This window comes from Streptomyces solincola (assembly GCF_002982015.1).
Lineage (GTDB): Bacteria > Actinomycetota > Actinomycetes > Streptomycetales > Streptomycetaceae > Streptomyces > Streptomyces solincola.
This window is the reverse complement of record NZ_PVLV01000135.1, coordinates 1-12,441: the sequence shown is the minus strand read 5'-3', so window position 1 is coordinate 12,441 and position 12,441 is coordinate 1. Positions and strand designations below refer to the sequence as shown.

12 protein-coding genes are annotated in these 12,441 nt (G+C 74.0%); 9 read left to right on the top strand and 3 right to left on the bottom strand.

Annotated features, from left to right (window positions below; translation table 11 throughout):
• Positions 1-49 precede the first annotated feature (49 nt).
• A complete protein-coding gene (locus C6N75_RS10915; RefSeq protein WP_105868672.1) occupies positions 50-1,543 on the bottom strand; it encodes a CocE/NonD family hydrolase in 1,494 nt (497 codons plus the stop codon).
• Between the two features lie 121 nt (positions 1,544-1,664).
• A complete protein-coding gene (locus tag C6N75_RS10910) occupies positions 1,665-2,870 on the bottom strand; it encodes a L,D-transpeptidase (RefSeq protein ID WP_105868671.1) in 1,206 nt (401 codons plus the stop codon).
• 313 nt (positions 2,871-3,183) lie between these two features.
• Between C6N75_RS10910 and ggt the strand changes: the two genes are divergently transcribed.
• Positions 3,184-5,052 (top strand): gamma-glutamyltransferase, encoded by a 1,869-nt coding sequence (gene ggt, locus C6N75_RS10905; RefSeq protein WP_258177342.1) that lies wholly within the window; start codon positions 3,184-3,186, stop codon positions 5,050-5,052.
• A 66-nt stretch (positions 5,053-5,118) separates the two neighbouring features.
• Here the strand turns inward: ggt and map are convergent, their stop codons facing one another.
• A complete protein-coding gene (map, locus tag C6N75_RS10900) occupies positions 5,119-5,904 on the bottom strand; it encodes a type I methionyl aminopeptidase (RefSeq protein ID WP_105868670.1) in 786 nt (261 codons plus the stop codon).
• A gap of 52 nt (positions 5,905-5,956) precedes the next feature.
• Between map and C6N75_RS10895 the strand changes: the two genes are divergently transcribed.
• The 8 genes from C6N75_RS10895 to C6N75_RS10860 form a co-directional block, all read left to right on the top strand.
• Positions 5,957-6,217 (top strand): helix-turn-helix domain-containing protein, encoded by a 261-nt coding sequence (locus tag C6N75_RS10895; RefSeq protein WP_105868669.1) that lies wholly within the window; start codon positions 5,957-5,959, stop codon positions 6,215-6,217.
• 31 nt (positions 6,218-6,248) lie between these two features.
• Positions 6,249-6,650: a PPOX class F420-dependent oxidoreductase gene (locus C6N75_RS10890; RefSeq protein ID WP_105868668.1), complete on the top strand. Its 402-nt coding sequence runs from the start codon at positions 6,249-6,251 to the stop codon at positions 6,648-6,650.
• A 417-nt stretch (positions 6,651-7,067) separates the two neighbouring features.
• Positions 7,068-7,910 carry a nitrilase-related carbon-nitrogen hydrolase gene (locus tag C6N75_RS10885; protein WP_105868667.1) on the top strand — a complete coding sequence of 281 codons (843 nt, stop codon included), beginning with the start codon at positions 7,068-7,070 and terminating at the stop codon, positions 7,908-7,910.
• Entirely contained in the window at positions 7,907-9,190 is a 1,284-nt protein-coding gene (locus C6N75_RS10880) for an aspartate aminotransferase family protein (RefSeq protein WP_105868666.1), read from the top strand. Before C6N75_RS10885 ends, C6N75_RS10880 begins: the two co-directional genes overlap by 4 nt.
• Before the next feature lie 103 nt (positions 9,191-9,293).
• The gene (gene hydA / locus C6N75_RS10875; RefSeq protein ID WP_105868665.1) at positions 9,294-10,724 is read left to right on the top strand and encodes a dihydropyrimidinase; all 1,431 of its coding nucleotides are present in this window, start codon (positions 9,294-9,296) and stop codon (positions 10,722-10,724) included.
• An 11-nt stretch (positions 10,725-10,735) separates the two neighbouring features.
• A complete protein-coding gene (locus tag C6N75_RS10870) occupies positions 10,736-11,737 on the top strand; it encodes a TIGR03842 family LLM class F420-dependent oxidoreductase (protein ID WP_105868664.1) in 1,002 nt (333 codons plus the stop codon).
• 5 nt (positions 11,738-11,742) lie between these two features.
• Complete coding sequence (locus C6N75_RS10865; RefSeq protein ID WP_105868663.1) at positions 11,743-12,081, top strand: hypothetical protein; 339 nt, start codon at positions 11,743-11,745, stop codon at positions 12,079-12,081.
• Between the two features lie 23 nt (positions 12,082-12,104).
• Positions 12,105-12,441: amidase family protein (locus C6N75_RS10860; protein WP_258177341.1), on the top strand; the 337-nt coding region annotated here is incomplete at its 3' end.

Sequence of the window (12,441 nt, the reverse complement as noted above, 5' to 3'; positions counted from 1 at the left end):
ATGGTCGCCTACCTGTACGACGTGGGCCCGCTCGGCGTCGGCAAGCTGGTCAGCCACGCCCCGTACACCTTCCACGGCGAGACGCCGGGCCGGCCGTTCCCCGTCGACCTGGAGCTTTTCTCCACGGCCTACGACATCCCGGCCGGCCCGGCGTCTCGCCGTGGAAGGTGTACGGGGCGTGGCTGACCAGCTTGCCGACGCCGAGCGGGCCCACGTCGTACAGGTAGGCGACCATCGTGCCGCTCTCCTTGGTGCTGGTGAGCGTGGTGTGCAGCTTCGCGGTGCCTCGCACCCGCCGCTCGCCGGCGTACCGCTCGGACTGCCAGACGGCGGTGAACGGGCGGGGGAGCAGCGGGATGGACGCCATCGGCGGCAGCTTCAGGAACTGGTCCAGGGCGCTGGAGAGGATCAGGGTGCCGCCGTCGGCGCCGGAGTTGACGTTCCCCCGGATCCTCTGCTGTCCGGCGAGGGAGATCTTGTGCTCGGTGGCGGCGACCGACTTCCAGTCGGGGTAGCCCTCGTAACCGCCGCCGGTGCGGGCCTTGAGCTGCACCGGCTGCTCCCGGTCGATGCCGTTGGCCTCGCCCCGCAGGTGGTGGTCGAACCAGCGCCGGGTGCTGGTCCAGGTGTCGTTGGGCAGCCCGAGCAGTCCGGTGGCCTCGGCGGTGGCGTGGTCGCCGGGGCGGAACTCCAGCCGCTTGGGGCCGGTCAGCTTCTCGAAGAAGGAGGCGTACTGGTTGGGCGGGAAGATGGAGTCGCCCCAGGCGTTGCCGAGCATCACGGCGGTGCCGTTGGCGTTGATCCGGTCCAGGTAGGCGGCCGGGGAGCGCTTGGCGCCCCAGGCGATCATGTCGGCCTCCTTGTCCAGGTTGGAGCCGAGGAAGTCCTTGAGCACCTGCTGGAGCTCGGCCCCGGGCCGCCCGGTGAGCTGGGCGGAGCCGCCGAGCAGGGCGGCGGCCTGGAGGTGCTGGGTGCGGCCGCTGTAGATCGAGTCGATGAGGTCGGCCCAGCCGCTGAGCGCGGCGACGGCCTTGACCCGCTTGTCGTGGGCAGCGGCGAGCAGGCTGATCCCGGCGCCGTAGCTGACGCCGGCCATGCCGACGCGGTCGGGGTCGGCGGGGGTGTTGGCCAGCGCCCAGTCGATGACCCGGGAGGCGTCGGCGACGTCCGGCGGGCCGGCGACCTCGATGTCGCCGCCGGACTGCCAGAAGCCGCGCGAGTTGTAGCTGACCACCACATAGCCGTCGGCGGCGAGCCTGGCGGCCTGGGCGGCGTACTCGATCTGCGGCAGGGCCCAGCTCGTGGGCAGCACGACCACCGGGTGGCGGTCGCCGGCCTGGGCGCCGGGCGGGGTGGCGACGTTGGCCTTGAGGATGGTGCCGCCGTCGCCGGGGATGTCCATGAACCGCACCCCGGGCACGGAGGCGGCGGCCGGGGCGGCGGTGGCGGCGGAGGGGGCGAGGGCGAGGGCGGTGCCGGCCAGCAGGGCGGTGCAGGCGGCGGCGGAGGTGGTGCTGCGCAGGGCTGTGAGCGGCTGTCCCACGGTTACTCCCCAGTCACTTGAAAGGTGAACCGCAGGTAACCATGGGCGGCTTACCGGAGGTAACCGGTCGGTACGTCACGCACCGGTAACGATCACGGGTCGCCCGCCCGCGCGGCGGGTGTCAGCTCAGCGCGCTGCGGGTCTGCCAGTCGGCCCAGCTCAGATTCCACTCGCCGTAGCCGTTGCCCGCCTCCGGCGCGCCCTTGGTGTCCGCGCCGGACACCTCGAACGGGTCGCCCTGCTGCGTCTGCGCGTACACCCAGGCGGCGTCCTCGGAGCTCATCCCGACGCACCCGGAGCTGTGGTTGACCCGCCCCAGGAAGGCGGCGTTCCACGGCGCGGCGTGCGCGTACATCCCGGACCACGTCAGCCGCATCGAGGAGTCGACCATCTTGTCGTACGCGTCCCCGAGGCCGACCGTCTCGGAGCGCATGTTGACGGTGCCCTCCTTGGCCATCAGCACCGAGGTGCCGCCCCAGGAGCGCTTGTCGCCGCCGGGCGTGCCTCCGGAGACGGGCACCGAACGGACCTCCTCGCCGTCCCGCAGCAGCGTCAGCCGGTGGGCGTCCAGGTCCACCCGCACCACCTGGTTGCGGCCCACCGTCATGGTGGTGGTGTAGTCGCGGACGAAGAAGCCGCCCTCGCCGCCGGAGTCCACGCCGTTCAGCTCGGCCTTCAGGGTGGCCCGGGTGCCCGGCTTCCAGTACGTCTTCGGCCGCCAGTCCACCCGGTCCCGCCCCGAGTAGTCGGTGATCCACCCCCAGGAGCCGGTGGTGCCGTTGGAGGTGGTGACCTTCAGCCGGCGCTCGACCGCCGCCTTGTCCTTCACCGGGTGGTCGAACACCAGCGACAGCGGCTGGCCGATGCCGACAGTGGCGTTCTTGCCCGGCGCCAGCGTCAGCTTGTTGACCTTCTCCGCCTCCGCGGTGCCGAAGCGCTGCTCCGCCCGGCCGCCGCGGTCGTCCCGGGCCTCCACGGTGTACGAGGTGCCGGGCGCCGCCGGGCGGGTGGACGTCCAGGTCCGGCCGTCCGGCGACACCGCCCCGTCCAGCGTGCCGCCCTCGGAGTCCCGCACGGTGACCCGCTTCAGGGCGCCCTCGGCCAGCTCGACTGTCACCGGACGGCCGGCCTGCGCCCGCGTACCGGAGAGGCTGACCGAGATCCGGGCGGCCGGCGGCGCCTCGCCCCGCCCGTCGTCCGCCCGCGCGCCCGAGCCGCCCGAGCAGGCGGACAGCGCTGAGGTGGCGAGCACCGCGGTGCAGCCGAGCACCACGGCGGCGGCGCCCCGGGAGAGAGAGGAGCGCGCGGGGCGGGCAGGGGTCGTCACGGGAACCTCCGTCGGGCGGTCGTCGTCCCCAGGGGAGAGGGCGGGAAGCGGTCGCGGGTTGCCTCTTTGCCCCGGAATCCTCCCGGACGGGCGCTGTGAGATGCCTCGCACCCCGGTGCGCCCGGTGTCCCGTTCACCCCACCGCCGCCACGGGACCGCGCGGCCCCGCCGCACATGAGCCGCCGGGCGGCGGGCAGACGGGCCGCACACGAACCGCCGGACGGCGGGCGGAGGGGCTTGCCGCCGAGCCGGTCCTGGCGAGGCGCCCGCGCCGAAGTTACGCTGCGCGGACGGCCGTTGACTGGAGGTACACGTGCGTCGCACTCAGGTACGTCAGGTTCGCCGGACCAGGAGGGCACAGGGCGTCGCCATCGCCGCCGTCGCCGCCGCGGTCCTCACCTCGTCGGCGGTCGCCGCGCCGTCCGCCGCGCCGTCGGCCGACCCGCCGGCGAAGTCCGCCGACCGGCGGCCGGCCGCACCGGCCAAGACGCCGGAGGCGGTCGGCTACGGAGGCGCGGTCGCCAGCGTCGACCCGGACGCCTCCGCCGCCGGCATCGAGGTGCTGCGCCGCGGCGGCAACGCGGTGGACGCGGCGGTGGCGACCGCGGCCGCGCTCGGCGTCACCGAGCCCTACTCGGCCGGCATCGGCGGCGGCGGCTTCTTCGTCTACTACGACGCCGGGTCCCGCAAGGTGCACACCATCGACGGCCGCGAGACCGCCCCGCGCTCCGCCGACGCGAAGCTCTTCCAGGAGGACGGCAAGGCCATCCCGTTCGAGGAGGGCGTCACCAGCGGACTGGGCGTCGGCACCCCCGGCACGCCCGCCACCTGGGACTCCGCGCTCGACGCCTGGGGCAGCAGGTCCCTGCGCGAGCTGCTCAAGCCCGCCGAACGGCTCGCCCGCGATGGCTTCACGGTGGACGCCACCTTCCGCTCCCAGACCCAGGCCAACGAGGCCCGCTTCCGCGACTTCCCGGCCAGCTCCGAGCTGTTCCTGCCCGGCGGCCGACTGCCCGTCGTCGGCTCCACCTTCAAGAACCCGGACCTGGCCCGCACCTACGCCAAGCTCGGCAGGGAGGGTACCGGCGCCCTCTACCGGGGCCCGCTGGCCCGCGACATCGTCGACACCGTGCAGGAACCGCCGGTCCGCGAGGGCGCCACCCGCAAGGTCCGCCCCGGCGACCTGACCACCCGTGACCTCGCCGCGTACGACACCGTCCGCCGCAAGCCCACCAAGGTCTCCTACCGGGGCCTGGACGTCTACGGCATGGCCCCGGTCTCCTCCGGCGGCACCAGCGTCGGCGAGGCCCTGAACATCCTGGAGCGCACCGACCTCGCGGACGCCTCCCAGGCCCGCTATCTGCACCGCTTCATCGAGGCCAGCCGGATCGCGTTCGCCGACCGGGGCCGCTGGGTCGGCGACCCGGCGTTCGAGGACGTGCCCACCGCCGGACTGCTCTCCCAGCGGTTCGCCGACTCCCGGGCCTGCCTGATCCGCGACGACAAGGCGCTGACCAGCCCGCTCGCCCCCGGCGACCCGCGCAGCCCCAAGCCGTGCGCCACCGCGGACCGGGCCGCCCCCACCACGTACGAGGGGGAGAACACCACCCACCTCACCGCCTCCGACCGCTGGGGCAACGTCGTCGCCTACACCCTCACCATCGAGTCCACCGGCGGCAGCGGCATCACCGTGCCGGGCCGGGGCTTCCTGCTCAACAACGAACTGACCGACTTCTCCTTCGCCCCGGCCAACCCGGCCGTGCACGACCCGAACCTCCCCGGCCCCGGCAAGCGGCCGCGCTCCTCCATCTCCCCGACCATCGTGCTGGACCGCCACGACCGGCCGGTCCTCGCCCTCGGCTCCCCGGGCGGCGCGACCATCATCACCACCGTGTTGCAGACCCTCACCGGTGTGCTCGACCGGGACCTGCCGCTGGTCGAGGCGATCGCCGCGCCCCGCGCCAGCCAGCGCAACGCCGCCACCACGGAGCTGGAGCCCGCCCTGTACGACTCCCCGCTCCGCGCCGAACTCGAAGCGCTCGGCCACGCCTTCAAGCGCAATCCGGAGATCGGCGCGGCCACCGGCGTCCAGCGCCTGCCCGACGGCCGCTGGCTCGCCGCCGCCGAGAAGGTCCGCCGCGGCGGCGGCTCGGCGATGGTGGTCCGCCCGGCCGGCCGCTGAGACCCCTCCCGGTCTCCGTCACCGCCCCCGTCCCCGCCTCGGCGCGGGGGCGGGGGCGGTCCGGCGTCAGCCGGCGGTCTCCCGAGGGGCCGTCAGGATCCGCGGGCCGTCGTCCGTCACGGCGACGGTGTGCTCCACGTGGGCCGCCCGGCTGCCGTCCAGCGTGCGCACCGTCCAGCCGTCCGGCCCGGTGCCGCAGTCGTCCTGGCCGCCGCCCAGCAGGATCGGCTCGATCGCCAGCACCATCCCGGGGCGCAGCCGCACCCCGCGCCCGGGCCGCCCCTCGTTCGGCACCGCCGGGTCCTCGTGCATCGAGCGGCCCACCCCGTGGCCGCCGACGCCCTGGAGGATGCCGTAGCCGGCGTCCCGGCAGACCGAGCCCACCGCGTGCGCGATGTCGCCGACCCGGTTGCCGGGCACCGCGGCCGCGATGCCCGCCGCCAGCGCCTCGTAGGCGGTGGCGATCAGCCGGGTGTCCGCCGGGGCGGCGCTCCGCCCCACGGTGAAGCTGATCGCGCTGTCGCCCACCCAGCCGTCCAGCACCGCCCCGCAGTCCGCGCTCAGCAGGTCGCCGTCGCGCAGCCGGGTCTCACCCGGGACGCCGTGCACTACCGTGTCGTTGACGGACAGGCAGACCACCGCGGGGAACGGCACCGGCGCCCAGTCCGGGCGGTAGCCGAGGAACGGCGACCCGGCCCCGGCCTTGTCCAGCACCTCCCGCGCCACCTCGTCCAGGGTCCGCAGCGCCACCCCGGGCGCCGCGTGTTCCCGTACCGCCGCCAGCGCGTCGGCGACGACCGCGCCGGCCGCCCGCATCGCCGCGAGTGCGGCCTCGTCCTTGATACCGATCATGCCAATTACTATACCGGTATAAGAATCGGGATCGTGACCGTAGACTGGGCGCATGGTCCGAACCCCACTGACGCCCGAGGAGCGCGAACGCGGCGAACGCCTCGGCGCGCTGCTCCGCGAAGCCCGCGGCCCGCGCAGCATGGCCGAGGTCGCCGCCGCCGCCGGACTCTCCCCGGAGACCCTGCGCAAGATCGAGACCGGCAGGGCACCCACCCCGGCGTTCTTCACCGTCGCCGCGCTCGCCGAGGTCCTCGGGCTGTCGCTGAACGACGTCGCCCTGCGCTGCGCCCTCCTTCCAGCCGGAGCCGTCTGACACCCAGGTCCTCCGGCGTAGGCTCGGCCCCGTGATTCCCGAGACGCTGCGGCGCGGCCGCTACCTCAGCCTGACCACCTTCCGCAAGGACGGGACGGGCGTCGCCACGCCGGTCTGGTACGCGATCGACGGCGGCGAACTCGTCGTCTGGACCCGCTCCGACGCCTGGAAGGTCAAGCGGCTCCGCCGCGACCAGCGGGTGCTCGTCGCGCCCTGCGACGTGCGCGGCAACGTCCCCGAGGGCGCGCCCCGCGCCGAGGGGATGGCCCGGCTGCTCCAGGACGCCGCCGAGCTGAAGCGGGTACGCGGGCTGCTGTCGCGGAAGTACACCTGGCAGTTCTGGCTGGTGGACGTCCCGGCGACGGTCTTCCGGCGCGGCAAGCGCCCGCACACCGGCATCGCGGTGCGGCTCACGGCGGAAGAGCCGAACTAGCCCGGGCGCGACACGGCCGCGGGCCCCCTGCCTCATGCCGGTTGCGCCGGAGGCCGGGAGTGCGGACGGCGGCGGGGCCGTCCCCCGGCCCGCGTCCCGAACGACCAGGCCCCCGTCTGCGTCCCCGCTCCTCCGCCGCGTCCGGCCGCCGTCCCCGCAGCCGCGGCGACCGGCCGGGGCCCCCGGTGCGGGGGCGCGACCTGGTGCCCGCCCCGCGGGTGGCCGGTCCGGCGCGCCGGTGAGCACACCCTGGGAACGCTTCGGCCCGATGTGGACCACTCGGGTATGAAACTTGATCGACTCCGTCGCTTCACGGCGGCGGTCTTGCTCCCGCATGTGACGAGGCTTACGTTCGCTACCTACGCACCGCCTCTACGGGCGTAGAGCTTGCCGACGCACGTCGCGAAGGAGCAGGCCATGTCCCATTCCGTGCGCGCAGCGCTGGTCCAGGCGACCTGGACCGGCGACACCGAGTCCATGATCGCCAAGCACGAGGAGCACGCCCGCGAGGCGGCCCGCCAGGGAGCCGGGATCATCGGCTTCCAGGAGGTCTTCAACGCCCCGTACTTCTGCCAGGTGCAGGAGCCCGAGCACTACCGCTGGGCCGAACCGGTCCCGGACGGGCCCACCGTCACGCGGATGCGGGAGCTGGCCCGGGAGACCGGCATGGTGATCGTCGTCCCGGTCTTCGAGATCGAGGGGCCGGGCTTCTACTACAACACCGCGGCCGTCATCGACGCCGACGGCTCATACCTCGGCAAGTACCGCAAGCACCACATCCCGCAGGTCAAGGGCTTCTGGGAGAAGTTCTACTTCCGGCCCGGCAACGTCGGCTGGCCGGTCTTCGAGACGGCGGTCGGCCGGGTCGGGGTCTACATCTGCTACGACCGGCACTTCCCGGAGGGCTGGCGGCAGCTCGGCCTGGCCGGCGCGCAGTTGGTCTACAACCCCTCCGCCACCCACCGGGGCCTCTCCGCCCACCTGTGGCAACTGGAGCAGCCCGCCGCCGCCGTCGCCAACGAGTACTTCGTCGCCGCGATCAACCGGGTCGGCCGCGAGGAGTACGGCGACAACGACTTCTACGGCACCAGCTACTTCGTGGACCCGCGCGGACAGTTCGTCGGCGACCTCGCCTCCGACAAGGAGGAGGAACTCCTCGTCCGCGACCTGGACTTCGACCTGATCGACGAGGTGCGCCGGCAGTGGGCGTTCTACCGGGACCGCCGCCCCGACGCGTACGAGGAGCTGACCCTGCCGTGAACGACCTGCTCAAGCGGCACCAGGCCGTCATCCCCGACTGGGTCGCCCTCTACTACCGCGACCCCGTCGAGATCACCCGCGGCGAGGGCCGGCACGTCTTCGACGCCGACGGCAACCGCTACCTGGACTTCTTCGGCGGCATCCTCACCACCATGACCGCGCACGCGCTGCCCGAGGTCACCCGGGCGGTCAGCGAGCAGGCCGGCCGGATCATCCACTCCTCCACGCTCTACCTGAACCGCCCCATGGTGGAGCTGGCCGAGCGGATCGCCGCCCTCTCCGGCATCCCCGACGCCCGGGTCTTCTTCACCACCTCCGGCACCGAGGCCAACGACACCGCGCTGCTGCTGGCCACCGCGCACCGCCGCTCCAACCAGATCCTGGCCATGCGCAACAGCTACCACGGCCGCTCCTTCTCCACCGTCTCCATCACCGGCAACCGCGCCTGGTCGCCCACCACGCTCTCCCCGCTGCAAACCCTCTACGTGCACGGGGCCGTGCGCACCCGGGGGCCGTACGCGCACCTGTCCGACGCCGAGTTCACCGCCGCCTGCGTCGCGGACCTCACCGACCTCCTCGGCCACACCGGGGACGTCGCCGCGCTGATCGCCGAGCCGGTGCAGGGCGTCGGCGGGTTCACCTCCCCGCCGGACGGGCTGTACGCCGCCTTCTGCGACGTGCTGGCCGCGCGCGGGGCGCTGTGGATCGCCGACGAGGTGCAGACCGGCTGGGGCCGCACCGGCGAGCACTTCTGGGGCTGGCAGGCGCACGGCGCGAGCGGTCCGCCGGACCTGCTGACCTTCGCCAAGGGCATCGGCAACGGCATGTCCATCGGCGGCGTCGTCGGCCGCGCCGAGATCATGAACGGCATCACCGCCAACTCCATCTCCACCTTCGGCGGCTCGCCGATCACCATGGCCGCCGGCCTCGCCAACCTCGCCTATCTGCTGGAGCACGACCTCCAGGGCAACGCCCGTCGGGTCGGGGGACTGCTGATCGAGCGGCTGCGCGCCGCCACCGCCGGCCTGTCCCGGGTGCGCGAGGTCCGCGGCCGCGGACTGATGATCGGCGTCGAGCTGGTCCGCCCCGGCACCGACCAGGCCGACCCGGAGGCCGCCGCGGCCGTGCTGGAGGCCGCCCGCGCGGGCGGCCTGCTCATCGGCAAGGGCGGCGGCCACGACACCAGCGCGCTGCGGATCGCCCCGCCGCTCACCCTCACCGCGGCCGAGGCCGCCGAGGGCGCGGACATCCTGGAGCACGCCCTGCGCTCCGTCTGCTGACCGCCACAGGCCGACCGGCATACCGCCGGTCCGCAGCACCGCCACAGTGCGGCCGACCTGCCGACCGCTCGCCGCACCGCCGATCGAGGGGGACCCACCGGCCATGACCACCACCGACGCATCCCGGCCCACCACCGGCCGCGTCCTCATCCGGGGCGGCCTCGTCATCACCGCCGCCGAGGAGACCCGGGCCGACGTCCTCATCGAGGACGGCAAGGTCGCCGCGCTGGCCGCGCAGGGCAGTTCGGCGGCCGACTCCTGGACCGCCGAGCGCGTCATCGACGCCACCGGCCGCTACGTCATCCCCGGCGGCGTCGACGCGCACACCCATATGGAGCTGCCGTTCGGCGGCACCTTCGCCTCCGACGACTTCGAGACCGGCACCCGGGCCGCCGCCTGGGGCGGCACCACCACCATCGTCGACTTCGCGGTGCAGTCCCGGGGCGGGGCGCTGCGCGAGGGCCTGGACGCCTGGCACGCCAAGGCCGAGGGCCGGTGCGCCGTCGACTACGCCTTCCACATGATCCTCTCCGATGTGAACGAGTCCTCGTTGAAGGAGATGGACCTGCTGGTCGACGAGGGGGTCACCTCGTTCAAGCTGTTCATGGCCTACCCCGGCGTCTTCTACTCCGACGACGGGCAGGTCCTGCGGGCCATGCAGCGCGGCGCGGCCAACGGCGGCCTGGTGATGATGCACGCCGAGAACGGCATCGCCATCGACGTCCTGGTCGAGCAGGCCCTCGCCCGAGGCGAGAGCGACCCGCGCCACCACGGCGAGGTCCGCAAGGTGCTGCTGGAGGCAGAGGCCACCCACCGGGCGATCCAGCTGGCCCGGGTGGCGGGCGCGCCGCTGTACGTGGTGCACGTCTCCGCGGAGGAGGCCGTCGCCGAGATCGCCGCCGCCCGCGACAAGGGGCTGCCGGTCTTCGGCGAGACCTGCCCGCAGTACCTCTTCCTGTCCACCGACAACCTCGCCGAGCCGGACTTCGAGGGCGCCAAGTACGTCTGCTCCACCCCGCTGCGGCCCCGCGAGCACCAGGCCGCGCTCTGGCGGGGGCTGCGCGGCAACGACCTCCAGGTGGTCTCCACCGACCACTGCCCGTTCTGCTTCGCCGGCCAGAAGGAACTGGGCCGCGGCGACTTCTCCAAGATCCCCAACGGCCTGCCCGGGGTGGAGAACCGCATGGACCTCCTCCACCAGGCGGTCGTCGACGGGCACATCTCCCGCCGCCGCTGGATCGAGATCGCCTGCGCCACCCCGGCCCGGATGTTCGGCCTCTACCCGAAGAAGGGCACCATCGCGCCCGGCGCGGACGCCGACATCGTCGTCTACGACCCGCACACCGCACAGGTGCTGTCGGCGCGGACCCACCACATGAACGTCGACTACTCGGCGTACGAGGGCCGCACCCTCACCGGGCAGGTGGAGACCGTGCTCTCCCGCGGCCGGGTCGTCCTGGACGGCCGGCAGTACACCGGCAGTGCCGGGCACGGCCGCTTCACACCCCGCTCCACCTGCCAGTACCTGGACTGAAGGGAAGCCGCGTGGACTTCGGACTCGTCCTCCAGACCGACCCGCCCGCCTCCGCCGTCGTCGGCCTGATGCGGCGCGCCGAACGCAACGGCTTCCGCTACGGCTGGACGTTCGACTCCTGTGTGCTGTGGCAGGAGCCCTTCACCATCTACAGCCGCATCCTGGAGCACACCCGCAAGCTCACCGTCGGCCCGATGGTCACCAACCCCTCCACCCGCACCTGGGAGGTGACCGCCTCCTCCTTCGCCACCCTCAACGAGATGTACGGCAACCGCACCGTCTGCGGCATCGGCCGGGGCGACTCCGCGATGCGGGTGGCCGGCCGCAGGCCCGCGACCCTGGCCCGCCTGGGTGAGGCCATCGACGCCATCCGCGACCTCGCCGAGGGCCGCGAGGCCACCGTCGACGGCCAGGCCATGAAGCTGCCCTGGGTGCGCGACGGCAGGCTGCCGGTCTGGATGGCCGCCTACGGCCCCAAGGCCCTGGCGCTGGCCGGCCGCACCGCCGACGGCTTCATCCTCCAGTTGGCCGACCCGTTCCTGACCGAGTGGATGATCCGCGCGGTGCGCGCCGCCGCCGAGGAGGCCGGCCGCGACCCCGACGCCCTCACCATCTGCGTGGCCGCCCCGGCGTACGTGGGGGAGGACCTCGCCCACGCCCGCGACCAGTGCCGCTGGTTCGGCGGCATGGTCGGCAACCACGTCGCCGACCTGGTGTCCCGCTACGGAGACCACTCCGACCTGGTGCCCGAGGCCCTCACCTCGTACATCAAGTCCCGCGAGGGCTACGACTACAGCCACCACGGGCGTGCCGGGAACCCCTCCACCGACTTCGTGCCGGACGAGATCGTGGACCGCTTCTGCCTCCTCGGCCCGCCCGCCGCGCACATCGAGAAGCTGAAGGCGCTGCGGGACCTGGGCGTCGACCAGTTCGCCGTGTACGCCATGCACGACGCCCGGGAGGCGGTGATCGACGCCTACGGGGCCGAGATCATCCCCGCCCTGGGCCGCTGACGCCCGTGCGGGGCGGCGGGCCGCCGGAGCGCACGCCGGACGGGCGGTACGTCGTCATCGGCGGCCGCCGCTGGCGGGCCACCGACCCGGACGTCCCCGAGGAGGCCGCCGCCGAGCTGCGCTCCCACCTGATGGCGGCCCGGCGCGCGGTCGGCGCGGCCCGGCGGGCGGAGGACCCGGTCGCCGAGCGCGCGGCCCGCGCGCGGGTGCACACCGCCAAGGTCGCGCTGGGGGAGCGGGGCGAGCCCTGGTGGGAGCAGTCCGCGTCGGCCCGCCGCACCCGCTGGCAGGAGGGCCTGGCCGCACTCGGCGAACCGGACCCACCACCCCCTACTCAGCGGTAGTACCGCTCGGTAGGCTCCGGCCCATGCCGACCGACACCACCGCCACACCTCCCGGACTCGCCGACCAGGCGCGGTCGTTGGCGCAGGGGCACACCACCTCCGCCGAGCTGGTCCGCGCCTCCCTGGAACGCATCGAGGCCGCCCAGCCCACCCTCAACGCCTTCCGCTGCGTCCGCGCCGACGAGGCTCTCGCCGAGGCCGAGGACGCCGACCGGCGGCTGCTGGCCGGGGAGCGGCTGCCGCTGCTGGGCGTGCCGGTCGCCGTCAAGGACGACACCGACCTGGCCGGGCTGCCCACCCGCTTCGGCTGCGCCGGGCACATCCCGGACGCCACCGCCGACGGCGAGGCGGTCCGCCGGC

Excerpts from the sequence above, each read along its gene's own strand:
- map (WP_105868670.1), bottom strand. The coding sequence starts at position 5,904 with ATGATCGGTATCAAGGACGAGGCCGCACTCGCGGCGATGCGGGCGGCC.
- C6N75_RS10895 (WP_105868669.1), top strand. The coding sequence starts at position 5,957 with ATGGTCCGAACCCCACTGACGCCCGAGGAGCGCGAACGCGGCGAACGC.
- C6N75_RS10885 (WP_105868667.1), top strand. The coding sequence starts at position 7,068 with ATGTCCCATTCCGTGCGCGCAGCGCTGGTCCAGGCGACCTGGACCGGC.
- hydA (WP_105868665.1), top strand. The coding sequence starts at position 9,294 with ATGACCACCACCGACGCATCCCGGCCCACCACCGGCCGCGTCCTCATC.